Source organism: Pseudomonas sp. ACN5 (assembly GCF_002303975.1).
Lineage (GTDB): Bacteria > Pseudomonadota > Gammaproteobacteria > Pseudomonadales > Pseudomonadaceae > Aquipseudomonas > Aquipseudomonas laurylsulfatiphila.
Window position 1 is genome coordinate 1 of the sequence record NZ_MRCP01000023.1, and the last position, 26,948, is coordinate 26,948.

Below are 26,948 nucleotides of genomic sequence, written 5' to 3' on the forward strand. Positions count from 1 at the left end.
TGGTCAGCGCGTCGTCGACGTTGGCCTTGAGCGGGATCTTCTTGCCGGCACGAATGCCTTCGTCGGCGGTGATCACCACTTTGGATTTGCAGTCGATGATGCGACCGGCCAGGGCTTCCGGCGAGAAGCCGCCGAACACCACCGAGTGGATCGCGCCGATCCGGGTGCAGGCCAACATGGCGACCACGGCTTCGGGGATCATCGGCATGTAGATCGTCACCACGTCGCCGCGGTGCACGTCCTGGCCGCGCAGGGCGTTGGCGAACTTGCAGACCTGCTCGTGCAGCTCTCGGTAGGTGATGTTGCGGCTTTCGGCAGGGTCATCGCCTTCCCAGATGATCGCGACCTGGTCGCCGCGCTCGGCCAGATGACGGTCGAGGCAGTTGTAGGACACGTTCAGGGTGCCGTCGGCGAACCACTTGATGTCGACATGGTGGTCGTCGAAGGAGGTCTGCTTCACCGTGGTGAACGGCTTGATCCAGTCGAGGCGCTTGGCTTGCTCGCGCCAGAAGCCGTCGGGGTTGACGACCGACTGCTGGTACATGGCCTTGTAGGTCGCCTCGTCGGTCAGGGTGTTGGCCAGAACCTCGGGACGAACGGGATACAGGGAAGCCGCACTCATCTTTCTTACCTCGGTGGAATAGTTGTTTTTGTATGACCCTGTTGTAGCCGGGCCGGGCCTATAGAACCATTCGACGATGGTAGTAACAAGCCCACACAAAATGTCGTGAATACCCTCGCGCCCGCGCTGCCCGGGCATCAGAGCGAGCTCGCTCGCGATGGTCGTCAACGATAACGCGCCCAATCTGACACCCCGCGGTGCTCCCTGGCTCATCGCGAGCAAGCTCGCCCCTACAAAAGCGGTACCTGTAGGAGCGAGCTCGCTCGCGATGGTCGTCAACGATAACGCGCCCAATCTGACACCCCGCAGCGCTCCCTGGCTCATCGCGAGCAAGCTCGCTCCTACAAAAGCGGTACCTGTAGGAGCGAGCTCGCTCGCGATGGTCGTCAACGATAACGCGCCCAATCTGACACCCCGCGGCGCTCTCTGGCTCATCGCGAGCAAGCTCGCTCCTACAAAAGCGGTGCCTGTGGGAGCGAGCTCGCCCGCGATGGTCGTCAACGATAACGCGCCCAATCTGACACCCCCGCGGCGTTCTCTGGCTTATCGCGAGCAAGCTCGCTCCTACAAAAGAACAGGCTATTCAGGGATTGTTACAGGATCTGTCAAAGGTGTTTATCAAAACCACGTCTATATGAACGTATCCAGCCCCCCTAAAATCTGCCACGCCGACAAGGCAACCTGATTAACCAAGATACAGCCCCCACGAAGGCAGTTAATCAACCCCCCAGGTACTGAAGCTCCACACGCAATCTCAAAAGGATTGCGTGACCCCACTCGACCCTAGAAAGGTAAAACTTAAATGAAAGCTTTATGGGTTCTGGCCCTCGGCAGCGTGTGCGTAACCGCCATGGCAAGCGAGGCCCCGACTGATGTCGCGCAGCAACAACCGGCAATAGAGGAATACACTTACTCCACCCACCTGGACATCGCCAAAGTCATCTCCATGAGCGAAGCACCGAATGTTTGTGAAGTTGTCCCCATGAAAATGGAATACGAAGATTCCAACGGTCAACGGCATGTCCTGCGTTACAGCGCGATGGGCAACGGTTGCTCTAACGGCTGATCCCTGCTTCACCCTCCCCCAATAAGGTTCGACCCACCCGCCACGATCAGGCAGATAAAGCGCCGAACCTTAATAATCGATTAAATCGATTGTTTTAAGCATTTATTTGCGCTTTTTAATCGAATTTATCGGCGTAGTATCCAATTCAACCCAAGACAAACAACGCCCACGAACCCGGAGCACTGACCATGAAAACCCAACTGATCCTCGCCCTGACCCTCTCCGTCCTGGCTGCCAACACCTTCGCCGCCGATGGTTACGACCGCACCGGCTCGGCCGCCTACACCACTGAAGCGGCTGTCGCTTCCGACGGCTACGACCACACCGGTTCAGCCCGCCTCGCCGCCGATGGCGCTGACCATGTAGGCGCCGGCAAACTGGCTTCCGACGGCGCTGACCACACCGGTGCCGCCCGCCTCGCCGCCGATGGTGCCGATCACGTCGGTGCAGGTCGCCTGAGCTGATCCACCCACATGACTTCACAGCCCGACTTCGGTCGGGCTTAGTTGTGTCTGGAGCCGGTGAAAACCCCACCGAAACACAAGATGTAGTGAAAAAAGCCTTTTTTGGTCATTTCTTGAACAAAAACAATCCGGGGCAAAAAATCAGGAAAAAAAATCTTCCCCCGCCAATGCCCTTCAAAGCCCTGTAAACCCTCGCTCCGACCGAAATACGGCCCCCGTCGACCGATCCGTGAGCCATTTCGCCGCACCACAGCACGCAAAACTTCCCTATAATGCGGCCTTAAACGGGCCTGCAATATCCCCTTACAGGGATGAAAAGCCAGTCTGAAGCCCCGCACAGGCGCTTGCCGCTTGCTGCGCCCATCAGTGGCTCTCGGAACCCCGTACAAAATTCTGTTTGATGCCTGCGTATAGCTGCTGCAAAAAACGATTCCTTTAGATCCAACGCGGCCAGTAAGGCCGTGTGAAAACCAACCTATCCATTTTCACACGGGCACTCTGGCCCTCACGCAGGAGACGACACGTCATGCTGAGCTGGGACGAATTCGACAAAGAAGACACGGAAGTAGCAGTCAAGAGCGCCAACGCTGGCCACGCCACCGAAGCCAACATGGACCGTCTCGACAGCGCCGGCGGTGCCGCCGCCCTGGAAGCCCGTGCCGTGACCGCCGCTGACTCCGCCGCCGTTGCCCGCGCCAAAGCCGCTCTGGATTCCCTCGACGTCGCCGAAGGCCTCGCCGAACTCGAAGGCGCCTCCGCCCGTGTCGCCGTTGACGAAAAGCGCATGATCAACTGCCGCGCCGACCTCAACCAACTCGTACCCTTCAAGTACGACTGGGCCTGGCAGAAGTACCTGGACGGCTGCGCAAACCACTGGATGCCGCAAGAAGTCAACATGACCGCCGACATCGCCCTCTGGAAAAACCCGGAAGGCCTGACCGACGACGAACGCCGCATCGTGATGCGCAACCTCGGCTTCTTCTCCACCGCCGACTCCCTGGTTGCCAACAACCTGGTCCTGGCCGTATACCGCCTGATCACCAACCCGGAATGCCGCCAGTACATCCTGCGCCAGGCCTTCGAAGAAGCGATCCACACCCACGCCTACCAGTACTGCATCGAATCGCTGGCCATGGATGAAGGCGAAATCTTCAACATGTACCACGAGATCCCATCGGTCGCGAAAAAAGCCACCTGGGGCCTGAAATACACCCGCTCGATCTCCGATCCGAAGTTCGAAACCGGCACCGTCGAAACCGACAAAGAGTTGCTGCGCAACCTGATCGCCTACTACTGCGTCCTGGAAGGCATCTTCTTCTACTGCGGCTTCACCCAGATCCTCTCCATGGGCCGCCGCAACAAAATGACCGGCGTCGCCGAGCAGTTCCAATACATCCTGCGCGACGAATCCATGCACCTGAACTTCGGCATCGACGTGATCAACCAGATCAAAATCGAAAACCCGCACTTGTGGGATGCTGAAATGAAGGAAGAAGCTTCGCAGATGATTCTGCAGGGCACTCAACTGGAGATCGAATACGCGCGTGACACCATGCCTCGTGGGGTGTTGGGCATGAATGCGGCGATGATGGAGGACTACCTGAAGTTCATCGCTAACCGTCGTTTGAGCCAGATTGGTTTGAAGGAAGAGTATCCAGGGACGACCAACCCGTTCCCTTGGATGAGCGAGATTATGGACTTGAAGAAAGAGAAGAATTTCTTTGAGACTCGTGTAATTGAGTACCAAACTGGTGGTGCGCTTAGCTGGGATTAATTCCCAAGCTAACCGCGATTTGACGACTTGAATCGACAAATCGAACATCTGAAAGCCCCGATCTGATCGGGGCTTTTTTGTGGGGTAGGAAAACTCTTACTTGCAATCTCAGTAGTAGTTAAACCTCCTACATGTATTCCAGCACCGTCTGTATTGAGGGCCATTCCATGCGGCCCTAAGCTCTACTTCAGGTGCCTAAGAAACGCCCAACGTAGAAAGCTAGCCAATTACACAGACGAGCAGTCACCCTTGGTGATTGATCGTACGGCTGTGTGAGGCTTTTGCTCGTTGGAGCTTCTTATGTCCACTCTACGTTGGGGTCAGGCCCGCAAAAGTCCAAACGTAGAGGTAATGGATATGCCTGAACACAACCTTCTCGTCACTCTCCGAACCATGGAGATCGGCCATGTCTGATCTCTTTTCTGTAACAGTCTTCAACCGCCACAACCTCCCCCTCCATGCTCTCCTCCTGGAAAACCAACCATGGTTCTGCGCCTGCGATATCGGCCGCTTGATGGGTTTCCATCTGAGTGAGCGCATGGTCAATAAACTGGACAAAGACCAACACCGCCCGTTGTGGATTGAGTATTACCGGCAACCGGAAAAACAGCTGATGCTCAGTGAGTCCGGTGTCTATGCGCTGCTGGTCTATCACTACGCTCCAGGAAATCGCTTGCTGCGTGAGTGGATCACCCATCAAGTGGTGCCGGCCTTACGTGATGCGGAGCAGTCGGACAATTCGGATCGGCCGATGCTGAGTCTGTTGGACTGGCCGGAGATGTCGCTGAGCCTGCTGCACTGGCAGGATGAAGGGTGGATTCGGCTACGGGACATGCCTTATCTGTTGCTCGATCACACGCAACGGCAGATGCCGGCAGCTAAACCTTGGTGGCGGAAGGTTGCGCGGGTGTTTCAGTCGTCGAAACATTCGATGGGTTAGGTGTCCCGCTTGTAGGACCGACCGCAAGAACCTTCTCTTCTTTGTGTAGGAATTTTCGTAGACAGTCGTAGTGGCCACTCAGTATCGTCCGAGGGTATTTAACCCTCGGCGATTGTATGGATACGGAAAAGAGCAACGGCGATTGGAGTGAGGCAGAGATCCAGGCTGCGGTGGATGCCTATCTCAGCATGCTGTCTCGCGAGCAGAACGGACAAGCGATCAACAAGGCTCATGAAAATCGCGTCCTGCGCGAGGGTGCTTTGGCTGGTCGGACCAAAGGTTCTGTTGAGTTTCGGATGCAGAACATTTCTACGGTTATGGTCGAGCTGGGTCGAGAACCTATCAAGGGATACAAGCCTGCCAAGAATGTCGGCGCTAATGTTACGAAGAGCATTCGTGAAGCACTCAACGCTCCAGTCCCTTTGACTCCCGAGGACTTTGCTCCGACAGCGGACGAGGCGACGCTGGAGCAGCGAGCTGCAAAGCTTGAGCGACAACCGATCAAAGTCGAGCCGAAGGGGATTGAGAGACCAGAGCAAACTCAGTCCAGCGGAAAGTCTTTTTTTCGCGATCCTGGAGTGAGAGCGTGGGTGCGCCAACAGGCTGAAGGTAAGTGCGAAGGCTGTGGCAACCCAGCTCCGTTTGAAATGTCGGGCAGGCCGTTCCTTGAGGTTCATCACGTTAAGCATTTGGCCCAATTAGGTTCAGACCGTCCGAGCAATGCTGTAGCCCTTTGCCCGAACTGTCATCGGCGTTGTCATCATTCGAGTGATCGGGATGAGTTCACAGCGTTGCTTTATGAAAGGGTTGGACGGTTGATTCCCGAATAGTCGGACAAGCTGGATTCTGTGGCGAGGGAGCTCGCTCCCGCTCGGCTGCGGAGCAGTCGCCCAGCGAATTACGTGTTCTGTCTGATTGACCGCGTTTGCTGAGTTTGGGGCCGCTTCGCAGCCCAGCGGGAGCAAGCTCCCTCGCCACAGTAAGGTGTCTGTCTGCCAAATCGGTGTGAGAACTGCCAGCCCCCACTCAACGCCCAACCTCCCCTCCTTCATCCCCCTCCACATAATCCACCCGATAATTCGCCACATAACTATCCACAGCCGTCCCAATCGTAGGAAAAAACGCCGTCTCCCCCAATCTTGCAAACAACCCAAACCGCTTCAGCTTGTCCTTCACCGGATCCTTCATCTCGGCAATGCACAGCTCGATTCCCGCCGCGTGCAGGGTGTCGTCCAGTTCAGCCAGCATGTCGGCGGAGGTCACGTCGACGCTGGTGACCGGCTCTGCGGCGACCACCAGCCAACGCACGGGTGTGGGCGATGCCGCGACGGCGTCCAGCACTCGGTCGCTGAACAGTTCGGCGTTGGCGAAGAACAAGGGCGCATCCCAGCGAAACAGGACCAGGCCGGGGATCAGGTGTGCGTCGGGGTAGCGTTTGATGTCGTGGTAGCCCTTGACCCCGTCGGCGCGGCCCAATACGGCGGAGTACGGGCGCCAGGCGTCCCAGAGGAATTCGATGATCGCGATCACGATGGCCAGGCCGATGCCTTCGATCGCGCCGAACACGGCCACACCGACCGTGCAGACAATCGATAGCCAGCATTCCCAGCGCTGGATGCGATAGATCCGGCGCAGGTCGGTGATTTCGATCAGGCCGATGGCCGAGGCGATCACGACGGCCGCCAAGGCGCTGGACGGTAGGTGTTGCAGCAGGTCTGGTGCCACCACCAGCAGCAAGGCAACCGCGAGTGCGCCGACGACGCCGGTCATTTGGGTTTTGGCGCCGGCGGCTTCGGCCACGGGCGTGCGTGACGAGCTGCTGCTGATCGGGAAGCCCTGGAAAAATCCGGCCGCGAGGTTGGCGATGCCGAGGCCGACCATTTCCTGGTTCGGGTTGACGTAGGTTCGGGTCCGCGCCGCATAGACACGGGAGAGCACGCTGGTGTCGGCGAACGAGACCAGTGCGACGGCGCACCCGCCGATCACCACCGGGACGATGTCGGCGGTGGTGATCCAGGGGATGGCGAACCCGGGCAAGCCTTGGGGGAGCGAACCGAGGACCGACACACCGGCGCGTGCCGCCAGGTCGAGGGCACCCACGGCGACCGTCGCGCCGACCACGGCGATCAGGATGCCCGGCAGTCGCGGCCATCTTTTGAGCAGCAGGATCACCGCCAGGGTGAGCCCGCCTACGGTGAAGGTGGTCCAGTTGACCTTTCCTTCCATCAGCGCCGAGGCGATAGCCCAAATGTTTCTCAATGGGCCGTCGGACTCAATGGAAAAACCGAATAGCTTGGGCAACTGGCTGATCAATACGGTCAGTGCGATGCCGTTCATGTAGCCGTAGCGGATCGGTTTGGACAGCAGCTCGGTGATGAAACCCAGGCGCGCCATACCGGCCAGGATGCACACCGCTCCCGAGACGATCGCCATCATCCCCGCCAGGGCGACGGCACGCTGCGGGTCGCCGCCGGAGAGTGGAATGATGACGGCCAGGATGACGGCCACCAGGGAGGAGTCCGGCCCCATCACCAGAATCCGGCTGGGGCCGAACAGGGCATAGAACAGCAGCGGAACGATGGTCGCGTAGAGGCCATAAATGCCGGGCACGCCCGAGGCCACCGCGTAGGCGATACCGACGGGCACCAGCATCGTGGTCAGCACCAGGCCGGCCACGATGTCGTAACGCAACCACGCCCATTGGTATTCGCGCAGCACGCCCAGTCCCGGTAGCCAGCGGCGCCAGCCGGTCTGTTCGTCCCGGCGGGCTATGCGGCCGGGCTCCGGGAGAGGGGGCGAAGTATCTGGATGGCTCATGAATCGCCCTCGTTAATGGACAGACTCGGCGATATCGAAGTGATCTCAGTGTAGCTATTGCTTCGAATGCGCCATCACTGGAAGCTGTCCACCTAAAGGACTTGGAAGCCGACATGAAATTCGACCTCGCCTACTGCCTCAGCCTCAACGACAAGTTGTCGATCTACGACGTTCGGGATCTGAATTTCGACGAGACGATGGATTTCGACTCCGCCCGGGAACACTTCCAGTGCCCCAACGATGCCTGTCGTCTGGCGTTCGATGCGGCCAATGAGCTGGGCACGTTCAACGCGAAGAATGTGAATTACGTGCGCACGCCGCACTTCAAGAACTTGCCGAGTACGCGGCATGTCGAGGGCTGCCCTTATGTCAGCTTGAAGACGCCGGCGTCGGGGGTAGATGAGGCGGAAACGGATGACAGCCGCGAGGAACATTTCCCGTCGGAATTGTTACTGACTCGACGTGAGTATGTGCGCAAGCCATCCAGCCCGGAGGTGATTGCCGATGTGGTTCGGGATGAGCCACTGAAGCCTAAGGCGGCCAGTAATATCGAACAACCGGGCAGGGAATCGGCCCCGGACAAGACCAGCGTCTTCGCCCATCCGGTGGAGTGTTTCGTATCGAACTTCGACGACAAGGATTTGCTCAAGCGCGTGCCGCTGAAGATTGGCGAGCACACCGCGCCTTATGGGTCGTTTTTCAAGAAGATCGAATACCTGCAGGACAACAAGGGGCTGATTTACTGGGGCAAGGTCAAAGAGATCAAGGACTACACCCAGAGTTTTCGCATCGATTTCGAGAAGAAGGTCTGGTTCGAAAAGAGGCCTTACTCGGTCAATGTCTACCTGAGCAAAAAACTCATCGACAGCTACCGCAAGCGCAAGGCGTTCCTGGAGGAGATCAAGCATGCCATCGAGAGCGGGCGGGAATTGTATTGCTTCTTTTATGGCGTGACGCCGGAGTTGAAGCAGGTCCCGAGCAAGAAGAACCCCGAGCAGACGTTCGGGGTGTTCAGCGCCAACATCGAGAATCTGGATCACTTTATCGTGCGGGAGGCGCCGGGGTTGGCGGACAAATAAGTGCAGTGCCGTTCGTCTGCCTGAAAAGAATAATCAAAAATTGCGTTTGATCCGGGCTCAAAACAACTGTACAAAAACACAGTATATTTTGACCAACACTCTCGAGCCCGGAGAACACCATGGCCTCTCAAGCGATGAAAATCACCCTGGAACGTATCGCCCTCTTCCAATTCACCCCGGCCCACTGCGCCCAGGCCCGAGCGATGCTGGGCTGGAGTGTGGAAGAGCTGTCGCGCGAGTCCCGGGTCTCGGTAGAGGCCATTCAACGCTTCGAGGCACGCCAGGAGGTGCTGGATGTCACGCGCCTGGCATTGGCCTATCGGTTCGAATCGGAAGGGTTGGTGTTCTTCCCCGGGTTTGCGCCGGGTCGAGGGATGAATGTGAAAGGGTCGACGCCGAATCCGGTCGGGCGGGCGGATTTTGCGATGGTGGAGTGAGCCAACTCACCGATTGACGATAAATGGCCCCCTGTAGGAGCGAGCTTGCTCGCGATGGACTCAAGGACACCGCGTTTATCCAGGATTTGCGCGTTATCGTTAACGTCCATCGCGAGCAAGCTCGCTCCTACAGGGCGTTCTGCACCACCACCCGCTCACTCTCCCCTTCCACCGCCAGCCACCACGCACCACCACGCTGCGGATGCATCAGGTTGAATGCCTCCCCCATCTGCGGAGTGGTGATCGATACATTGCGTTCCCAGGCCAGGGCCAGGATGCGGTCGAAGGGTTCGTACCAGGCGTGCATCGACAGGTCGAAGGTGCCGTTGTGGATCGGCAGTAGCCAGCGGCCCTTGAGGTCGAGGTGGGCTTGCAGGGTTTGTTCGGGTTGCATGTGCACATGCGGCCAGTCGACGTTGTAGGCGCCGGTTTCCATCAGGGTCAGGTCGAATGGGCCGTACTGTTCGCCGATGCGTTTGAAGCCGTCGAAGTAGCCGCTGTCGCCACTGAAGAAAATGCGCGTGTCAGCGTCGATCATCACCCACGAGGCCCAGAGGGTGCTGTTGCTGTCGAACAGGCCACGGCCGGAGAAGTGTTGCGACGGGGTGGCGATGAACCGGATGCCATCGACTTCCGTGCCTTGCCACCAATCCAGTTGGCGGACTTTGCTGGGGTCGATGCCCCACTTGATCAGGGTGTCGCCCACGCCCAGCGGAGCCAGGAAATGTTTGGTCTTGTCCGCGAGCTTCAACACAGCCGCATGATCCAGGTGATCGTAGTGGTCGTGGGACAGGATCACCGCTTCAATCGGCGGCAATGCTTCCAGGCTGATTGGTGGCTGGTGGAAACGCTTGGGGCCGGCCCATTGCACGGGCGAGGCGCGCTCGGCGAAGACCGGGTCGGTGATCCAGAATTTGTCGCGCAACTTGAGCAGCACTGTGGAATGGCCCAGGCGATAGACGCTGTGATTCGGCGCTGCGATCAGCGCGGCTTGCGTCAGGGCTTGCACCGGGACGGGGGCGCTCGGGCGGGTGTTTTGCGGTTTGTGGAACAGCGCGTTCCACAGGATGCCCATGGTTTTGCCAAAGCTTAAAGGTTGAACCGGCGTGAAGTTCTGGTACTGGCCTTGAGCCTGTCGGGACGCTTCAGGTGTGGAGGCGTTGTCCGCCGGGGAGTTTGAATTGGCCATGACTGAATGACTCCAGAAAAACCGCATTTGACGCGATTCTCCGTTTTTGGACGATAAATGGCCAAGGCACGCACGCATCAGCCGGACTTTCTATTTTTTACCGGGCAGGATTAACAAATCATTACACTGCACAGTGTAGTTTCTAGGTTGCATCAAAGTCGATGACAAGTAAACTGCTGAGTGTAATTCCCCTTTTCTTCCTGCCGAAGCGTACTTATGACAGCTCCACAGCGCCTCACCGACCGAAAACGCCAAGCGATCATTCAAGCCGCGATCATCGAGTTCCGTAACAACGGTTTCGAGATCACCAGCATGGACAAGATTGCGGCCACTGCCGGTGTGTCGAAGCGCACGGTGTACAACCACTTTCCCAGCAAGGAAGAGTTGTTCGCCGAGATCCTCAATCAGTTATGGATCCGGGTGACGGCAGAACAGGAAACGGCCTACCGCCCCAACCTGCCGTTGCGCGACCAATTGCGCGTATTGCTGATGGCCAAGCTGCAAATGTTGGGCGATGACAATTTTCTCGATCTGGCCCGGGTGGCGATTGCGGCGACCATTCATTCCCCGGAGCGGGCGCAGGATATGGTGGCGCGAATGGGCGAACGCGAAGAAGGGCTGACGGTATGGATTCGTGCCGCACAGGCGGATGGCCGGTTGAAAGCCGTGGCTCCCGAGTTCGCCGCGCAACAGATCCATGGTCTGCTCAAGTCTTTTGCATTCTGGCCGCAGATTTCCATGGGCCAACCCGGCTTGTCAGCCGAGGCGCAAAACACGGTGGCGGATTCCGCTCTGGACATGTTCCTGGGCTATTACCAGCTCTAGTCCAGCCGTTTCAGCACTTGCCGACATTAAATGGCTTTGAAGGACACTGATTATTCCGGCTGGAATAAATGACAATGTGTGCTGCTTTTACCGATGAACGGTAATTCCGCCCCCCATGCAGTAAAGTGTTTCAGAATGAATCTGGCGCAGGAAATTATGGATAAACAACACGGCAAGGGTTTGTCATTTGCCAGACGCATCTACATGCCTCGAACCATTGGCTTGGGCATCGGCAGTCTGAGTGTGGCCGCTGCCCTGTATCCGTTGCACTTGCCGGTGTGGGTCTGGGTTTTGTTGGCGCTCAATGGTTTTGTCTGGCCGCATCTCGCTTATCAACTGTCGAGCCGCTCGGCCTTTCCCTACAAGGCCGAACGCCGCAATCTGCTTTACGATTCGTTGTGCGGTGGTTTTTGGGTCGCGACGTTCCAGTTCAATCCGCTTTGCACCGTGACCATTCTGGCGATGATGGCGATGAATAATGTCGCCGCCGGCGGCCAACGGATGTTTCTGTTGGGTAGCCTGAGCCAAGCGGCGGGCGTGCTGATTGCCTGGTCGCTGTTCGGCGCGGCATTCACCCTGTCGACCACGCAATTGCAGGTGTGGGCCTGCCTACCGATGCTGACGCTCTACCCGTTGGCGTTGGGCATGGTCTGCTACCGGCTGGCGATCAAGTTGTCGGAGCACAAACGTACGCTGAGCGCCCTGAGCCGCACCGACAGTTTGACCGGGTTGCTCAACCACGGTGCCTGGAAGGACTTGCTGCAACTGAAGTTTCGCGAGTGCAGCCAGCGTCATGAGCAGGCCGTCATTGCACTGATCGACATCGACCATTTCAAGACCATCAATGACACCTACGGTCATCTCATCGGTGACTCCGTGCTGCGCCAGTTGAGCGTCGAGCTCAAATGCAACCTGCGCGAAAGCGACCTGGCCGGTCGCTATGGCGGTGATGAGTTTTGCGTGATTCTGCCCAACATGCCGCTGAATCAGGCCGTGGACGTGATGGAGCGTTTGCGCAGCGTGTTGCAAGACTATCGGCATGGGGAAGTGCCCGAACTGCGGGTCAGTCTGAGTATCGGTCTGGCGGCCTACCAACCGTCGTTTACCGATGCAACGGCCTGGCTCGAGGACGCGGACAAAGCCCTGTACACCGCGAAAAACACCGGACGCAACAAGGTCAGTGTCAACACAAGCAACACCGGCCTGGAAACGTCGAACATATGATGCGATCGCTTGGCGATTACGCTGCTCGAATGACGCCGGGGCTATAGTGAGCCTCAGTCCCAGCGCCAGGCAGAAACCGCGAAAAACACCGCGCAACGGCTGGAGCTGCTCGAGCAGAACACCCGCCTCACGGAGATGACCAAGGCCCTCACCGAGCGCATCGAAAACCTGACTTCGGAAATGCATCAACACTTCGTGCGCAAGGATGAGCCACAGGCCTGAACGGTTTCACGGCAGTTTCAGCGCCCGCCCCAGCTCATCGAACAAGGTGACCACCGAGCGCAAGGCTCGGCAATCGGGACGGGTCAGCAGCCACAACGCGGTGTCGTATCCGTGCAAGGGCTCGCCCAATGGACGCAATCCCTCACCGATCAAGAAGTCCGGCAACGCCGCGACACCCAGCCCCGCCCTGACCAGCTCGGTAACCGACAGCATGCTGTTGCAACGGTAACCCGGCGTTACGCCTGGCAAGGCCTGGCGACGCCAGGTCACGGTCGGGTGATCCGGCAGGAAGTCATCCGGGGCGACCCAGGTCAATGAGGCCAGGTCTGTGGTGTTGACCGATTGCAGGTATCGCTCGCTGGCACACACGCGGTAGGCAATGTCCGCCAGCCGCCGTCCTACTAGATGCTCCGGTGGTGTGCGGGTCAGGCGCAAGGCGATATCGGCATCCCGGCGGCTGAGGTTGGCAAAGTCATTGGAGGTGCTGAGTTCGAGCGTCAGCGCCGGATAGTTCGGCATGAACTGCGCCAGCGCCGGCAACAGCAAACCTTGCAGGACCGAATCGGTACAGGTCAGGCGCACGATACCGCTGATCACTTCACCGCCCTGCTCCACACCGATGCGCGCCGCCTCCAGCGCCTGTTCAGCGCGCTCGGCCTGCTCGGCCAGTGACTGCGCCAGGGTGGTGGGCAGGTAACCGGCGCGGCTTTTTTCGAACAACTGCTGCCCCAGCGCAGCCTCCAGCCGGCGCACCGCTCGAAACACCGTCGAGACGTCCACCTTCAACAGCTGCGCGGCCCGGGCCAGAGAGCCGCCGCGTACCAATGCGAGGATCAGGGCCAGGTCCGGGTAGTCCAGTCGATAGTGCGTCGCTGCATTGATCACTTGGGAAAACGCCAATATTGAGTGCGTGAGCGCCAATCTATAGTGGGCCTCAGGAATCAACAAGTGCAGAGGCCCCTCATGGAAAACCATTCGATTCGCATCGCCCTGATCGGCGACTACGACCCGCAAGTCACCGCCCACCTGGCCATTCCCGTAGCCCTTGAAATGGCCACTGAACACAGCGGCCTGAACGTGCAATGGCAATGGCTGGCCACCGATGAAATCCACGCCGAAACGCCGCTGCATACATTCGATGGCTTCTGGTGCGTACCGGCCAGCCCTTATCGCAGCGAAGACGGCGCATTAAAAGCGATCCGTTTTGCCCGCGAACAACGGCGGCCGTTCCTCGGCACCTGCGGCGGTTTTCAACACGCCGCGCTGGAATATGCGCGCAATGTGCTGGGCTGGTCGGATGCCGAACACGGCGAGACGGCGCCCGATGCAGCACGGGCACTGCTGACGCCACTGTCGTGTGCGCTGGTCGAGGCCGTCGATTCCATTCATCTGCTTGAAGGCTCGTTGATCGCACAGGCGTACGAAAGCGCCGAGATTCGTGAAGGCTATCGCTGTCGCTATGGGGTGAATCCGCAGTTCGAAGGGGAGCTGCTCAAGCGCGAGCTGCACGCCGTCGGCCACGACTCGCAACAGGGACTGCGCGCGGTCGAACTCAGCGGCCATCCGTTCTTTGTCGCGACCTTGTTTCAGCCCGAGCGGGCGGCACTCGGGGGCGTCTTGCCGCCGCTGGTTGGCGCCTTTGTCGAAGCCTGTGCGGGGCGCTCGTCGTGATCGCCAATACCCCAACGGCGCCTTACTACGCGGTGATCTTCACTTCGCTGCGCACCGAGGGCGATCAGGGTTATGCCGAAGCGGCCGCACGGATGCTCGAACTCGCCCGTGAACAGCCGGGGTTTCTCGGCGTGGAATCGGCTCGGGGTGAGGATGGGTTGGGAATTACCGTGTCGTATTGGGCCAGTGAGGTGGCGATTCTGGCGTGGAAGCAGCATCCGGAGCATACGGCGATTCGCGAGCGTGGGCGTTCGACCTGGTATGCGCGGTGTCATACTCGGGTGTGTCGGGTTGAGCGGGCCTACGGGTTCAGTCTGTGAATGATGCGGTGTTCTTGAGGCCGTCTTCGCGGGCAAGCCCGCTCCCACAGGGATTGATGGCAACCTGTGGGAGCGGGCTTGCCCGCGAAGAGGCCCGAACAGTCACCCCAAAAAACTCAACCCCGAACCAGACTGCGAACCGCCGATATCTCCGGCACTTCCCGCCGATTCATATACACCCGCAACGGCTCGGTGATGTTGATCCGGTCATCGATGTTCTGGTCCAGCAACAACTGGATCAATTCGCGCTTGAGCGTCATGGCCTGCCCGGGTCCCGCGCCCCAGACGAATTCGCTGGTCGGGATAATGCCGTCGTCCGCCACGTCCATGCCGAACGAGTCTTCGCTGAAGCGCACGAGGTGGTGGCCGGTCTTGCGGTTGAGGCCGACGAAGCCTTTGAGTTGGTCGGCCGCCTGGCAGATGAGCTGGGAAGTGATGCGCATGGTAAACCCCGCAATGGTGATCGTTGGTTTACACGCAGGGCCTGCGTTTCCCTCTGCGGGGAAATTGCAGGGCTCCAGCGTACTGCAAACCGGCGCACAAAAACGCTGACGAAAATCAGCTTCAGGCAGATTTATGTCGGTCTCGCGATAGCGCCCGCAAAGATGAATTGTTAAAAGGGACCGCTCACTTATTGCGAAAGGATCTCGACCATGCCCGTAACCTTTACCAAAAGCGCCCTGTTACTGAGCCTGTTGCTCGGTCTCGGCCACGCACAGGCCGCCAGCGAACCCGGTCCCACGGAACTGGCGACCCGTTTGGGCATTCCGCACCCAGCGGTGATCGCCCACCGTGGCGCGTCTTTCGATGCGCCGGAATCCACCGCCGCTGCCTACAAGACGGCCCGCGACCTGGGCGCCGATTACCTGGAACTGGATCTGCAGCGCAGCAAGGACGGCGTGCTGTTCGCCCTGCACGACAACAACCTGCAACGCACGACCGACGTCGCCAGCAAATTCCCCGAGCGCAAGGACAGCCCGGCCAATGCATTCACCATGGCCGAACTGAAAACCCTGGATGCGGGCAGCTGGTTCAATGCCGCCTACCCGGATCGCGCGCGTCCTGCTTTCGCCGGCCTGAAGATTCTGACCCTGGATGAAATCATCGACATCGCCGAGGGCAGCGCCCAACACAAGCCCGGGCTGTACATCGAGACCAAGGAGCCCAAGCAGTTTCCCGGCATCGAACACGACCTCAAGGAAAAACTCCAGGCCCGCGGCTGGCTGAACCCGAGCGAACCGAAACCGGCGAACAGCGCGCTGGCGGTAGGCCAGGGCAACGGCAAGGTGGTCCTGCAGACCTTCGAGAAGAGCAGTCTCGAACTGCTGCAAAAGGAAATGCCGAAGGTGCCGAAGATCCTGCTGTTGTGGGTCGGTGAAGGCAGTATCGAGCCCAAGTCCAAGGTGACCTTTGCCGAGTCCGGCGAAAAAGATAAAGCCGCTTACTACGCCAAACAACAACCGAAGGACAACGCCGAATTCCAGCGCTGGGTCGACTACGCCAAGGCCCAGGGTGCCATCGGCACCGGCCCGTCCGCCGCACTGACCCAGGGCGGTGACCAGAGTTACTCGGACCTGGTGCAACCCTGGATGAACCAGTACACCCACGATCAGGGCCTGCTGGTGCACGTCTACACCATCGACGATGCGGTGGATTACCAGAAAGTCATGGACGCCGGCGTCGATGGGATCTTCACCAATCGCGCCAGTGAGTTGTTGAAATTCTATAAACGTCCGGCGGTGGCCAGCGTGGCGCAGGTACTACAGAACAACGGCTACTGATCCAGAGTCGCGCAAAACCCTGTGGGAGCGGGCTTGCTCGCGAAAGGGCAATCAGCTTCAACATCCACGTTGACTGACACTCCGCATTCGCGAGCAAGCCCGCTCCCACAGGTTATGTATTTGTGTTTGTATGTTCGGGCACAGTCCAGCAGGAATTGATGCAGGACATGTAGAGGGTTTTAAGGGTGGCTTAAGTTACAAAAGCTAACCTGATCTCACTTGAACAGATCACCCAAGGAAAGAAGCCCATGAAGACTCTGACTGCTTTGTTTACCGCTGCAACCCTGACCCTCACTGCCGGTCTGGCCCAGGCCGACGTGCGCGTGGATGAGATCCCGCAACTGGTCAAGGACGGCAAGATCAAGCCCCTGGAAGATCTGAACAAGATCGCTCTGGATCTGCACCCGGGCGCCACGATCACCAAAACCGAGCTGGATAACCATTTCAACGGTTACGAGTATGAGATCGAGTTGCGCGACGCCAAGAACGTCGAGTGGGATGTGGACATCGATGCCTCTAACGGCAAGGTCCTGGAAAACAAGCAAGACAAGTAATCACAACCCACATAAGCCGCACGCTCTGACGATCGTGCGGCTTTTTGCGTTTAAGCGCTCAGGCGCGCCGTCACCTCGTTCAACTGCCCCGACAAACCGTGCAGGTTGTTGCTGGCTGCTTCGGTGCGCTGCACGTTGTCAAGGTTAGTGCTGGCGATGCTGGTGATCTCGGTGAGGTTGCGCGAGATGTCTTCGGCCACCGAGGTCTGTTCTTCGGCTGCGGTGGCGATCTGCCGGTTCATGTCGCGGATGGCTTCCACGGCCAGGGTGATGCGTTCGAGCATGGCGCCGGCCTCGGTCACCTGCTGCACGCTTTCTTCGCTGCGCGACTGACCGCTTTCAATCGCCTGGGCTGCTTCGATCGCACCGGTCTGCACGGTTTGAATGATCTGGTTGATCTCGATGATCGACGCCGCTGTGCGCTGGGCCAGGCTGCGGACTTCATCGGCCACCACGGCGAAACCGCGCCCGGCCTCACCGGCGCGGGCCGCTTCGATGGCCGCGTTGAGCGCCAGCAGGTTAGTCTGTTCGGCGATGCCGCGAATCACTTCCAGGACCTTGCCGATGCGCCCGCTGTCGGTTTCCAGTTGGCGGATGACCGTGGCGGTGTTGGCGATTTCGCCACGCATTTGGGTGATGGTGTGGATGGTGCCCTGCATGACTTTTTCGCCCTGCTGGGCGGACTGGTCGGCATCGTCGGCGGCCCGCGCCGCTTGCGCGGCATGACGCGCCACTTCCTGCGCCGTGGCGGACATTTCGTTCATCGCCGTGGCCACCTGATCGGTGCGGTTGAACTGCTCGTTGGTGCCGCCGGCCATCACGGTGGCGATCGAGTTCAACTCACCACTGGCGCTGTCCAGGTCCGACGCGCTGCGCTGCAAACGGCTGAAGGTTTCGGCGAGGAAATCGCGCAGGGTGTTGGCGGCGATCGCCAGTTTGCCCAACTCGTCCTGACGGGTGCTGGCCACGCGCTCGGCAAGACGACCCTGGCTGAGCTGCGCCACGTATTCGATCAGTTTGCGGATCGGTTCGACCAGGTTGCGGTTGACCAGCCACAGGCTCAGCAAGCCGATCAACAACCCCGAAACCAGCATCACGACAAGCCCCAGCAGCACCGTGCGATCGGCGGCGGCGCTGATCAAGGTCGACTGCTCGGCGCCTTGCTTGCGCAACTCGCTGACCAGTGCGCTCATCTGATCGCTGGTCGCACGGTCTACGCCTTTGACCGCGGTATCGCCCACCGTCGGATCACCACCGGCGGCCACGAACGCGTCTCGCCCCTTCTGATACGCCGCGCCCAACTGGCGATGTTCGTCACGCAAGCGCTCGATGCGGCTCTTGAGTGACGGCTCGATGCCCTTCTGCGCGGCCAGTTCGCCAAGGATGTTTTGCACATCACGCTGACGGTCTTCGAATTGCCCCCAGTACTTGCTCAAGTCCGCCGGTTGCTTGCCGCGCAACAGGACGTTTTTCCACTCTTGCACCTGCACCTTGAATTGCAGGTTGGCTTCATCGATCAATTGCGAGGTATGCAGCGGGCCCTCGATCAGATTGGCGTAGCGCTGCACGCCACTGGACAGGAAGTGAAAGCACGCCAGGGCGATCAACAGCATCGCCAGCAGGCTGCCACTCAGCAGGGCGAGAATTTGTGCTCTCAAGGACTTTTGCAAAAGCATCGAAGGGTACTCATGACAGGAATGAGGCACGCCCCAAAAAGGCGTGAAAGGTGTCCGGACATCCCTGTCTGCGGTCTCGGCCGAGGCCTGCGGCGCGCAACTTAACCCAAGCGTGATCGGCGTGCCAGAGCGATTCTTTAGAAAAAACCGACCACCGGGAGAGCATTCGTTTGCGTTATTTTTCTGTCACAAAAACGTCATCCCGGCTTGCGATGATGCCGCTCAAGTGAACCTGTAAAACACGTGACAGGCGCCTCCCCTTGCGAGTCCTCATGAACCACAGCATCGATCAAAGCCATCGCGACACGGATCTGTTCGGCCTGCTCTACGGTTTCAGTTTTCGCCACGGTGAGGCCGGTCGGGAAATCAACTCCGCCGAAGCTTTGCAGTACCTGCAACAACCGGAGAGCGACGAACAGTTTCTCTGGCTGCACCTGAACCTCGCCCATGCCGCGTGCGAGCGCTGGATGAAAAGCCACCTGGAATTGCCCGAGGAATTTTTCGAGGCGCTGCACGAAGGTTCGCGCTCGACGCGCATCGAGCATGTCGACTCCGCGTTGCTGGCGGTGGTCAACGACGTGGTGTTCAACCTCAGCAACATGGTCTCCTCGGATGTCTCGACCTTGTGGGTGTGCGCCCGCAGCCGGCTGATCATCAGCGCCCGTCTGCAGCCGCTGCACTCGGTGGACAAGTTGCGCTCGTCGGTGAAGGCCCGGGAATGCTTTCGCTCCCCGCTGGAGCTGCTGGTGCATTTGCTGCGCGACCAGGGTGAAGTGCTGACCCAGATCGTGCGCAAGACCAGCCAGAGCGTGGACCAGATCGAAGATGAGTTGCTGTCCTCGCGCCTGTCGACCAACCGCGCCGAGCTGGGCGCCAATCGCCGGGTGCTGGTGCGCTTGCAACGGCTGCTGGCGCTGGAGCCAGGCTCATTGCTGCGCCTGCTCAACCGGCCGCCGCAATGGCTGCAAAAGGAAGACGTAAAGGAGCTGCGCAAATCCACCGAGGAGTTTGCGCTGATCATCAACGACCTCACGGCGCTGGGTGAGCGGATCAAGCTGTTGCAGGAAGAGATCGCCGCCAACATCAACGAACAGACCAACCGCACGCTGTTCACCCTGACAGTGGTGACGGTGCTGGCGCTGCCGATCAACATCATCGCCGGTTTCTTCGGCATGAACGTCGGCGGCATTCCGCTAGCCGATGACCCGCAAGGATTCTGGATCCTGGTGGCACTGGTCGCGACCTTTACCGTGATTGCCGGACGCTGGGCGTTTCGCAAGCAGCAGGATTATTAAGATCAAAAGATCGCAGCCTTCGGCAGCTCCTACAGGTCAACGGTGATCCTTTGTACTGGTTGTTCACCCAACTGTTCTGAACACCGCAGTACCCTGTGGGAGCGGGCTTGCCCGCGAATGCGTCGGCACATCCGGCAGCTATGTGTCAGACAGACCGCTTTCGCGAGCAAGCCCGCTCCCACAAAAAGCACGGTTTCAGACTTCTGAGCGGATCACCTCCCCCAGCCAGTCCATGAACACCCTCACCCGCAACGGCAAATGCCGCTGCCGGGCATAGAGCAGCGACGCCTCCAAGGACGGTGCATTGAACGGCGACAACACCTCGACCAGTTCGCCGCTTTGCAGGTATTGCTGCATGCCCATTCTCGGCGCCTGAATCAGGCCGAAACCACCCAGACAGGCGGCCTCATAGGCATCGGTGCTGTTGACCGTGACACTGCCGGCCATCGGCAGTCGCTGCACCTGCCCCTTGTCGACGTACACAAAGCCTTCCGAACGCGCGCCCAGCACACCGACGTAGTGCACCAGCCGATGCCGTGCCAGATCCTCCAGCCGCTCGGGCACGCCATAGCGCTGCAGATACGCAGGGCTGGCGCAATTGACCATGGTGAAGTCACACAGGTGTCGCGCCACCACCGATTGGTCCGGCTGGGCGCCGATGCGCAGCACGCAATCGAACCCTTCGGCGAGCAGATCGACCCGGCGGTCGGTGCTGCTGATTTCCAGCTCAAGCAGCGGGTGCTGCGCCATGAACGCCGGCAGGCGCGGCATCACCACACGACGGGCGAGAATGTTCGGCAGGTCGATGCGAATGCGCCCCACCAGCGACGCCTCGTCCTGGCGAAACAAGCCCTCGATTTCGTCCATGTGCGACAGCAGGTCCTTGCTGCGCTCATACAACACCAGGCCATCCTGGGTCGCCTGGACCTTGCGCGTGGTACGTTGCAACAGCCGGGTGCCGAGCAACGCCTCCAGCGCCTGCACATGCTCGGACACCGTTGATCGAGGCAGCCCGAGGCTTTCGCCGGCCTGGGTGAAACTCGACATCTCGCTGACACGGACAAAGGTGCGCAACAGTTCCAGTTTGTTCATCAGCCTGCTCTTTCATTGCTCTGTTTATCCGACCAGTGATTCCGGTTTCACTCTATTTATCACCCCTACACGGATAAATAAACTTCCTCACATCAACCGCCCACTGCACTTGAGGAAGTCCCATGAACCGTAAAATCGCACTGATCACCGGCGCCAGCCGCGGCCTCGGCAAAAACGCCGCCCTGCATCTGGTCGCCCAAGGCATCGACATCATCGGCACCTACAACAGTCGCGTCGATGAGGCCCAGGCACTGGTGGCCGAGATCGAAAGCCTGGGCGGTCGCGCCGTCATGCTGCAACTGGACGTTGCCCGGAGTGAAAGCTTCAGCGCCTTCGCCAGCGAAGTCGCGAAGGTCCTGCACAGCCACTTCGAGTGCGAGGGTTTCGATTTTCTGGTGAACAACGCCGGGATCGGCCTGCACGCCAACTTCGTCGACACCACCGTCGAGCAGTTCGACCAGTTGGTGAACATCCAATTCAAGGGGCCGTTTTTCCTCACGCAGAGCTTGTTGCCATTGCTCAATGACGGCGGGCGCATCATCAACATTTCCAGTGGCCTGACCCGTTTCAGCCTGCCGGGCCACAGCGCCTACGCGGCGATGAAAGGCGCGATGGAAGTGCTGACCCGCTACCAGGCCAAGGAACTCGGTGCGCGCAACATCGCGGTGAATATCCTCGCACCCGGCGCGATTGAAACCGATTTCGGCGGTGGCGCCGTACGCGACAACCCCGGGTTGAACACCCTGGTGGCGAACAACACCGCCCTGGGTCGCGCCGGTTTGCCGGATGACATCGGCGCCGCGATTGCGCTGCTGCTGGCGCCGGGCAGTCAGTGGATCAATGGCCAGCGCATCGAGGCGTCGGGGGGGATGTTTTTGTAAGGCTTACTGTTAAACATCAGGCCAAACAAAATCCTTGTGGCGAGGGGGCTTGCCCCCGTTGGAGCGCGAAGCGGTCCCGGCTTTTTGCGACTGCTTCGCAGCCGAACGGGGCGGTGCGGCGATCCGACAAGCCCCCTCGCCACAAAAAACCTGGTTCAAACTCATTCAGTAAACCTGGCGCAGCACCAACCGCTCCCGAACCACGTCATACCCCCAGTGGTACACGTAGGTGTACGGCAGGAAGAACAGCAACACGCCGATATCCAGCAGGAACGCCTGCCACAGGCTGACATCCATCCACCAGGCAATCAGCGGCACGCCAAGCGCGACCAGACCGCCTTCGAACAACAGCGCATGCACCACGCGGACCCAGGCGTTGTGGGCGATGGCGAGGCGCTTGAGCACCCGGTCGAACATACCGTTGAAGACCACGTTCCAGGCCAGGGCCAGGGCGGCGATGAGGACGGTGACCATGCCCATCTCCAGCATCGGCTTCTTCATGATCCAGGCCAGCAGCGGGGTACAGATCAGGATGGCCAGCAGTTCGAAACCGATGGCCTGGAAAATACGTTCAGTAATGGATTTGTTGGCGCTCATGGCCGAACTCCCTCGAGTGACTGTGGTTGCCATGATCTGTCATCACACCGATACTTCATAACCAATAACCATCGATCAAGGCGATAGTTCATGGCCTCTCACGAAGTGTTGCTGGCGTTTGTCGAAGCCGCGACCCAAGGCTCCTTTTCCGCCGCGGCGCGCAAGCTGGGCCGCAGTCAGTCGACCATCAGCGCGGCGGTGGCCAGCCTGGAAATCGACCTCAACCTGACGCTGTTCGACCGCAGCAGCCGCAAGCCCGGGTTGACCCCGGCCGGACGCGTCATGCTGCAACGGGCCGAAGACATCCTGGCCGCCAGCAGTCGTCTGGAAATGACCGCCCGCCAACTGTCCCAAGGGGTGGAAGCGAAGCTGACGGTGGCGCTGTCCGACACCTATCAATCGGACCGTTTCGAGGCGTCACTCAGTGCCTTCGAGCAGCGTTACCCGGACCTTGAACTCGAATGCCTGATCGCCGAATGCGATGACCTGGTGTCGCTGGTGCAAAGCGGCCGGGCGCAGATTGCCTTCGCCGAAATGCAGGACAGCTACCCGCCGGACCTGGTCAGTTCGACGGTGGACGAGCGTACGGAAATCGCCCTGTTCGTGTCCCCTGCCCACCCGTTGGCAATGCTGGACTACGTCGATCAGGACGTCCTGCAGCAACACCGCGAACTGCGCCTGGCGACCATCATCAATCCCTATGAAAGTCGGGCGAAGGGCCGCGTCTGGTCGGCGCCGAGTTATCTGATGCTGCTGGAAATGGCCCAGGGCGGATTCGGCTGGGCGCCGTTGCCCCGCTGGCTGGTGGAGCGCTTCGGGCCCGGGACCTTGCAGGAACTGGTGGTGCGCGGCTGGCCGAAAACGGTGTCGGTGGATGCGTTGTGGTCACGGCTCAATCCGCCGGGGCCGGCGGGGAGCTGGTTGCTGGGCAAGATGCTGGAATAGCGGTGTGGCCATTCGCGAGCAAGCCCGCTCCCACATTGGAATGCGTACACCTGTGGGAGCGGGCTTGCCCGCGAAGAGGCCATCACATTCAACATCACTCCAACGCCTTGAGCCTGCCTTCAATAAACCGCCGCTCCGGCTCCTGCCGGGTCAACGCCAGTGCCCGTTCCCACGCCGCCCGCGCCTCTTGCTTGCGACCCAGCTGCCGACAAAACTCCGCCCGCGCCGAATGCGCCAGGTGGTAATCCAGCAGTTCGCCCCGCGCTAGAATGGCGTCGACCAGCGTCAGCCCCGCCTGCGGTCCATCCCGTTGGGAAATCGCCGCCGCACGATTCAACTCGATCACCGGCGACGGCACCGCCCGCAGTAGCACGTCATACAGGCCGACAATCTGCGGCCAATCGGTTTCCCCCGCCGTCGAGGCTTCGGCATGCACCGCCGCGATGGCCGCTTGCAGGCAATAGGGCCCGAATCGCCCCGTGCCCAGCGCGTGCTCGATCAGCGCACAGCCTTCAGCGATCAACCCGGCGTCCCACAGCGAACGGTCCTGCTCGTCGAGCACAATCAACTCGCCGCTCGCCGAAGTCCTGGCCGGACGCCGCGACTCGTGCAGCAGCATCAACGCCAGCAAGCCCATCACTTCCGGTTCCGGCAACAACTCCACCAGCAACCGGCCGAGACGGATCGCCTCGCGGGTCAATTCCTCGCGGACCAGTTCGGCGCCGATGGACGCCGAGTACCCCTCGTTGAACACCAGGTAGATCACCCGCAATACGCTGTCCAGGCGCTCGGGCAACTCCGCCAGCGTCGGCACTTGATAAGGGATTTTCGCGTCGCGGATTTTCGCCTTGGCGCGCACGATGCGCTGGGCGATGGTGGCCGGGGCCGAGAGAAAGGCCCGGGCGATTTCTTCCGTGGTCAGGTCGCAGACTTCCCGCAGCGTCAGTGGCACTTGTGCGTCCGCCGCCAGGGCCGGGTGGCAGCAAGTGAAGATCAGCCGCAGGCGATCGTCTTCCACGTCTTCATCACTCCAATCTGCCTGTTCCAGCTCCTCCAGCTGCGCAATCAGCAAGGGCTGCGACGCGGCAAAACGGGCGCGCCGGCGCAAGGCATCGATGGCCTTGAAGCGCCCGGCAGACACCAGCCAGGCCCGCGGATTGTCCGGCACACCGTCACGCTGCCAGCGTTCGACCGCGATGAAAAACGCCTCGTGCAAGGCTTCTTCGGCGAGGTCGAAATCACCGAGCAAACGAATCAGGGTCGCAAGAATGCGCCGCGACTCTTCGCGATAGACCCGCTCGACCTGCGCCTGAACCGGCAGCCCTGGCATCTTAAGGATTCAGCTGCCGAACGGGGCGCACTTCGACACTGCCGACCCGGGCCGCCGGAATATTCCCGGCGACCTGGATGGCTTCGTTGAGGTCCTTGGCATCAATCAGATAAAAACCGGCCAGCTGCTCCTTGGTTTCAGCGAATGGACCATCGGTGATCGACATCTTGCCGTTGCGCATGCGCACGGTGGTGGCGGTCTGCACCGACTCCAGCGCCTCGGCGGCGACCATCCGGCCACTGCCCTGGATCGACTCGGCATAGGCCATGCACTCTTCGTCCTTCGGGCTTTCCGGCAGCGAATGCAGCAGGTGCTCATCGCTGTAGACCAGGCATAAGTACTTCATCACGCTCTCCTTATCGAACGATCAACTATGGTCGCTGACTGGCATTCTGGCTCGGTTTCCCGACGATCAGGGCTTGAGGTCGAACAGCGTCGCGCCGCTGGTCATGTCGAACGGCGCCGACCAATGTTCGTGGACGATCTGCCACAGCCCGGCTTCCTGTCGATAGCACTGCGAGACACGCATCCAGCAAGCCTGGGTTTCGCCCTTGTCGTTGGTGCCACCGCAATGGGCCAGCCAGTGAGCGAAAGCGATCTCCTGGGACGGCTCGATGGTGATTTCGTGGAATTCGAAAATGTGCGGGCCGGGGCACATTTCCATGCAGGCCTGCCAATGTGCGCGATACGCCGGCTTGCCTTTGAATTGCAGGGCCTTGACCGCGTCGAAGGAGACGATGTCATCGGTATACAGGGCCATGACTTTTTCAATGTCCTTGGCCATGACCGCCTGACGATAGTTCTCGATGAGGTTCTGGATCTGGGTTTGCGAGTTCATGGTGGTTCTCCGTGGTTTTTATTGGAAGACACCCTTAGTCGTCTGGCGATCCGGCGAATCGACAGAAGAAATAAAAATAATCCAAACGGCCAGAATCGCTAGAATCCGAGGTTCTATTCATGTTGGAAAAAGGACACTCCCGTGACAGCCCGACTTGTACCTTACGAAAGCCTGAATGCGCTGCAGCGCCAGCAGATCGAGGCCATTGAAGTACATCCGGAGCAGATAAAGTTCTCCGGTGATATCCACGGTGCATTGCACACCTTGTTGTCCAGGCCCGGCCCGGGGGTCAAAGGATTTGCCCTGCTGGCCGAAGACATTCCCGTGGCCTTCCTGCTGCTCAAACGCCCACCCGTATTGCCTGCGTGGGCCAATGAACACAGCGCCACCCTGCATGCCCTGCAAGTCGATCAACGCGCCCAGGGCAAAGGCTACGGCAAGGCCTGCCTGCAGGCGCTGCCCGAAGCGGCGCGCCTGGCCTGGCCGGAGATCCGGGGGCTGGAGCTGTCGGTGGATGCCGATAACGAAGCTGCCATCGCCCTGTACGAAAGGTTCGGCTTTGTCGACAGCGGCGAGGCGTACAAGGGCCGGATCGGCTACGAGCGGCGGATGGGGCTGACCTTTTGAGGTAACCCCATTCAAATGTGGGAGCGGGCTTGCTCGCGAAGGCGCAGTGTCAGCCAACGATGATGTCGACTGACACTGCGCCTTCGCGAGCAAGCCCGCTCCCACAGGGGATCTTCGGTGTGGCTTACAGCGCCAGCACCATCTCATGCCAGGCCATGCCGCCATGGTCCGACGCCGATGGCTTGACGTACGCAAAGCCGAACCCTGCATACAACGGAATGTGCCGCTCCTTGCACATCAGGTTGATGCTGACCTTGCCCATCGCCCGCATACGCTCGATGAATTCGCCCATCAAAAGCCTGGCCAGGCCCTGCCCCTGATAATCCGGGTGCACCACCACCGACATGATCACCACATGCGGCCCGGCCGGGTCGTGGCCGATCAGTTCCTTGAACGCCTCGTCCGACATTTCCACCTGAAACGCCGCACCGGAATTGATGAAACCGGCGACGACCCCGTCCACTTCAGCCACGATAAACCCCTCGGGCCAGGTGGCGATGCGGGTGGCGATCTTCTCTCGGGTCGCGGCTTCGTCACCTTCATAGGCAAGGGTTTCGATGGCAAAGCAGCGGTCCAGATCGGCGGGGGTGACGTTGCGGATGACGGTGTTCATGGCGGCTCGGGATCAGCATGGGAAAGGCTGGGGATGATAAATCAGCCGCCGTGGGACATCGAGAGACGA

Annotated in this window: 30 protein-coding genes; 18 read left to right on the forward strand and 12 right to left on the reverse strand. The window is 59.8% G+C overall.

What is annotated here, in order from left to right; translation table 11 throughout:
• A partial coding sequence (locus tag BSF40_RS28840) for an AMP-binding protein (protein ID WP_141249763.1) occupies positions 1–622 on the reverse strand: 622 nt, incomplete at its 3' end.
• A 157-nt stretch (positions 623–779) separates the two neighbouring features.
• On the opposite strand from BSF40_RS28840, the gene BSF40_RS33635 reads away from it, so the two are divergent.
• The 6 genes from BSF40_RS33635 (at position 780) to BSF40_RS28870 (ending at position 5,696) form a co-directional block, all read left to right on the forward strand.
• Positions 780–1,307: a hypothetical protein gene (locus tag BSF40_RS33635; RefSeq protein ID WP_371918138.1), complete on the forward strand. Its 528-nt coding sequence runs from the start codon at positions 780–782 to the stop codon at positions 1,305–1,307.
• A gap of 117 nt (positions 1,308–1,424) precedes the next feature.
• Complete coding sequence (locus BSF40_RS28850) at positions 1,425–1,688, forward strand: DUF2790 domain-containing protein (protein WP_095967889.1); 264 nt, start codon at positions 1,425–1,427, stop codon at positions 1,686–1,688.
• A gap of 188 nt (positions 1,689–1,876) precedes the next feature.
• A complete protein-coding gene (locus BSF40_RS28855; RefSeq protein WP_015096509.1) occupies positions 1,877–2,152 on the forward strand; it encodes a hypothetical protein in 276 nt (91 codons plus the stop codon).
• 526 nt (positions 2,153–2,678) lie between these two features.
• Positions 2,679–3,926, forward strand: coding sequence for a ribonucleotide-diphosphate reductase subunit beta (locus BSF40_RS28860; RefSeq protein ID WP_007978181.1), 1,248 nt, complete (start codon positions 2,679–2,681; stop codon positions 3,924–3,926).
• Between the two features lie 406 nt (positions 3,927–4,332).
• Positions 4,333–4,866, forward strand: a complete 534-nt coding sequence (locus BSF40_RS28865) for a Bro-N domain-containing protein (RefSeq protein WP_095967890.1) — start codon at positions 4,333–4,335, stop codon at positions 4,864–4,866.
• A gap of 116 nt (positions 4,867–4,982) precedes the next feature.
• A complete protein-coding gene (locus BSF40_RS28870) occupies positions 4,983–5,696 on the forward strand; it encodes an HNH endonuclease (protein WP_095967891.1) in 714 nt (237 codons plus the stop codon).
• A 196-nt stretch (positions 5,697–5,892) separates the two neighbouring features.
• Here the strand turns inward: BSF40_RS28870 and BSF40_RS28875 are convergent, their stop codons facing one another.
• Complete coding sequence (locus BSF40_RS28875; protein WP_095967892.1) at positions 5,893–7,683, reverse strand: SulP family inorganic anion transporter; 1,791 nt, start codon at positions 7,681–7,683, stop codon at positions 5,893–5,895.
• A gap of 113 nt (positions 7,684–7,796) precedes the next feature.
• On the opposite strand from BSF40_RS28875, the gene BSF40_RS28880 reads away from it, so the two are divergent.
• Together BSF40_RS28880 and BSF40_RS28885 are read left to right on the forward strand one after the other, a co-directional pair.
• Positions 7,797–8,762: a hypothetical protein gene (locus tag BSF40_RS28880; RefSeq protein WP_095967893.1), complete on the forward strand. Its 966-nt coding sequence runs from the start codon at positions 7,797–7,799 to the stop codon at positions 8,760–8,762.
• Positions 8,763–8,881: 119 nt separating this feature from the next.
• Entirely contained in the window at positions 8,882–9,199 is a 318-nt protein-coding gene (locus BSF40_RS28885; protein ID WP_007978167.1) for a hypothetical protein, read from the forward strand.
• A gap of 127 nt (positions 9,200–9,326) precedes the next feature.
• Here the strand turns inward: BSF40_RS28885 and BSF40_RS28895 are convergent, their stop codons facing one another.
• Positions 9,327–10,388 (reverse strand): MBL fold metallo-hydrolase, encoded by a 1,062-nt coding sequence (locus tag BSF40_RS28895; protein ID WP_095967894.1) that lies wholly within the window; start codon positions 10,386–10,388, stop codon positions 9,327–9,329.
• Between the two features lie 216 nt (positions 10,389–10,604).
• Between BSF40_RS28895 and BSF40_RS28900 the strand changes: the two genes are divergently transcribed.
• Together BSF40_RS28900 and BSF40_RS28905 are read left to right on the forward strand one after the other, a co-directional pair.
• On the forward strand, positions 10,605–11,213 hold the full coding sequence (locus BSF40_RS28900) for a TetR/AcrR family transcriptional regulator (protein ID WP_095967895.1): 609 nt from the start codon (positions 10,605–10,607) through the stop codon (positions 11,211–11,213).
• A gap of 156 nt (positions 11,214–11,369) precedes the next feature.
• Positions 11,370–12,437 (forward strand): diguanylate cyclase, encoded by a 1,068-nt coding sequence (locus tag BSF40_RS28905; RefSeq protein ID WP_095967948.1) that lies wholly within the window; start codon positions 11,370–11,372, stop codon positions 12,435–12,437.
• A 228-nt stretch (positions 12,438–12,665) separates the two neighbouring features.
• Here the strand turns inward: BSF40_RS28905 and BSF40_RS28910 are convergent, their stop codons facing one another.
• On the reverse strand, positions 12,666–13,607 hold the full coding sequence (locus tag BSF40_RS28910) for a LysR family transcriptional regulator (protein ID WP_095967949.1): 942 nt from the start codon (positions 13,605–13,607) through the stop codon (positions 12,666–12,668).
• A gap of 15 nt (positions 13,608–13,622) precedes the next feature.
• On the opposite strand from BSF40_RS28910, the gene BSF40_RS28915 reads away from it, so the two are divergent.
• Together BSF40_RS28915 and BSF40_RS28920 are read left to right on the forward strand one after the other, a co-directional pair.
• Positions 13,623–14,330 carry a CTP synthase gene (locus BSF40_RS28915; protein WP_095967896.1) on the forward strand — a complete coding sequence of 236 codons (708 nt, stop codon included), beginning with the start codon at positions 13,623–13,625 and terminating at the stop codon, positions 14,328–14,330.
• A complete protein-coding gene (locus BSF40_RS28920) occupies positions 14,327–14,650 on the forward strand; it encodes an antibiotic biosynthesis monooxygenase (protein ID WP_095967897.1) in 324 nt (107 codons plus the stop codon). Before BSF40_RS28915 ends, BSF40_RS28920 begins: the two co-directional genes overlap by 4 nt.
• 116 nt (positions 14,651–14,766) lie before the next feature.
• Here the strand turns inward: BSF40_RS28920 and BSF40_RS28925 are convergent, their stop codons facing one another.
• Complete coding sequence (locus BSF40_RS28925) at positions 14,767–15,093, reverse strand: DUF2025 family protein (protein ID WP_095967898.1); 327 nt, start codon at positions 15,091–15,093, stop codon at positions 14,767–14,769.
• Positions 15,094–15,303: 210 nt separating this feature from the next.
• On the opposite strand from BSF40_RS28925, the gene BSF40_RS28930 reads away from it, so the two are divergent.
• Both BSF40_RS28930 and BSF40_RS28940 read left to right on the forward strand, forming a co-directional pair.
• Positions 15,304–16,431 (forward strand): glycerophosphodiester phosphodiesterase, encoded by a 1,128-nt coding sequence (locus BSF40_RS28930; RefSeq protein ID WP_095967899.1) that lies wholly within the window; start codon positions 15,304–15,306, stop codon positions 16,429–16,431.
• A gap of 248 nt (positions 16,432–16,679) precedes the next feature.
• Positions 16,680–16,985 carry a PepSY domain-containing protein gene (locus BSF40_RS28940; protein WP_095967900.1) on the forward strand — a complete coding sequence of 102 codons (306 nt, stop codon included), beginning with the start codon at positions 16,680–16,682 and terminating at the stop codon, positions 16,983–16,985.
• A gap of 50 nt (positions 16,986–17,035) precedes the next feature.
• Here BSF40_RS28940 and BSF40_RS28945 read toward each other — a convergent pair whose 3' ends face one another.
• Positions 17,036–18,661 (reverse strand): methyl-accepting chemotaxis protein, encoded by a 1,626-nt coding sequence (locus BSF40_RS28945; RefSeq protein ID WP_095967901.1) that lies wholly within the window; start codon positions 18,659–18,661, stop codon positions 17,036–17,038.
• A 272-nt stretch (positions 18,662–18,933) separates the two neighbouring features.
• Between BSF40_RS28945 and BSF40_RS28950 the strand changes: the two genes are divergently transcribed.
• Positions 18,934–19,956 carry a transporter gene (locus tag BSF40_RS28950; RefSeq protein WP_095967902.1) on the forward strand — a complete coding sequence of 341 codons (1,023 nt, stop codon included), beginning with the start codon at positions 18,934–18,936 and terminating at the stop codon, positions 19,954–19,956.
• Between the two features lie 195 nt (positions 19,957–20,151).
• Here BSF40_RS28950 and BSF40_RS28955 read toward each other — a convergent pair whose 3' ends face one another.
• Positions 20,152–21,048, reverse strand: coding sequence for a LysR family transcriptional regulator (locus tag BSF40_RS28955; RefSeq protein WP_095967903.1), 897 nt, complete (start codon positions 21,046–21,048; stop codon positions 20,152–20,154).
• 122 nt (positions 21,049–21,170) lie between these two features.
• Between BSF40_RS28955 and BSF40_RS28960 the strand changes: the two genes are divergently transcribed.
• The gene (locus tag BSF40_RS28960) at positions 21,171–21,929 is read left to right on the forward strand and encodes an SDR family NAD(P)-dependent oxidoreductase (protein ID WP_095967904.1); all 759 of its coding nucleotides are present in this window, start codon (positions 21,171–21,173) and stop codon (positions 21,927–21,929) included.
• Between the two features lie 165 nt (positions 21,930–22,094).
• Here BSF40_RS28960 and BSF40_RS28965 read toward each other — a convergent pair whose 3' ends face one another.
• Positions 22,095–22,526 carry a multidrug/biocide efflux PACE transporter gene (locus BSF40_RS28965; protein ID WP_095967905.1) on the reverse strand — a complete coding sequence of 144 codons (432 nt, stop codon included), beginning with the start codon at positions 22,524–22,526 and terminating at the stop codon, positions 22,095–22,097.
• Positions 22,527–22,616: 90 nt separating this feature from the next.
• On the opposite strand from BSF40_RS28965, the gene BSF40_RS28970 reads away from it, so the two are divergent.
• Positions 22,617–23,471 carry a LysR family transcriptional regulator gene (locus tag BSF40_RS28970; RefSeq protein WP_095967906.1) on the forward strand — a complete coding sequence of 285 codons (855 nt, stop codon included), beginning with the start codon at positions 22,617–22,619 and terminating at the stop codon, positions 23,469–23,471.
• A 94-nt stretch (positions 23,472–23,565) separates the two neighbouring features.
• Here BSF40_RS28970 and BSF40_RS28975 read toward each other — a convergent pair whose 3' ends face one another.
• The 3 genes from BSF40_RS28975 to BSF40_RS28985 form a co-directional block, all read right to left on the reverse strand.
• The gene (locus BSF40_RS28975) at positions 23,566–24,801 is read right to left on the reverse strand and encodes an RNA polymerase sigma factor (protein ID WP_095967907.1); all 1,236 of its coding nucleotides are present in this window, start codon (positions 24,799–24,801) and stop codon (positions 23,566–23,568) included.
• A gap of 1 nt (position 24,802) precedes the next feature.
• Positions 24,803–25,147: a YciI family protein gene (locus BSF40_RS28980; RefSeq protein ID WP_015096538.1), complete on the reverse strand. Its 345-nt coding sequence runs from the start codon at positions 25,145–25,147 to the stop codon at positions 24,803–24,805.
• 66 nt (positions 25,148–25,213) lie between these two features.
• Entirely contained in the window at positions 25,214–25,639 is a 426-nt protein-coding gene (locus BSF40_RS28985; RefSeq protein WP_095967908.1) for a nuclear transport factor 2 family protein, read from the reverse strand.
• Between the two features lie 141 nt (positions 25,640–25,780).
• Between BSF40_RS28985 and BSF40_RS28990 the strand changes: the two genes are divergently transcribed.
• Positions 25,781–26,266: an N-acetyltransferase gene (locus BSF40_RS28990; protein ID WP_095967909.1), complete on the forward strand. Its 486-nt coding sequence runs from the start codon at positions 25,781–25,783 to the stop codon at positions 26,264–26,266.
• Positions 26,267–26,390: 124 nt separating this feature from the next.
• Here the strand turns inward: BSF40_RS28990 and BSF40_RS28995 are convergent, their stop codons facing one another.
• A complete protein-coding gene (locus BSF40_RS28995; RefSeq protein WP_095967910.1) occupies positions 26,391–26,879 on the reverse strand; it encodes a GNAT family N-acetyltransferase in 489 nt (162 codons plus the stop codon).
• Positions 26,880–26,948: the final 69 nt, after the last annotated feature.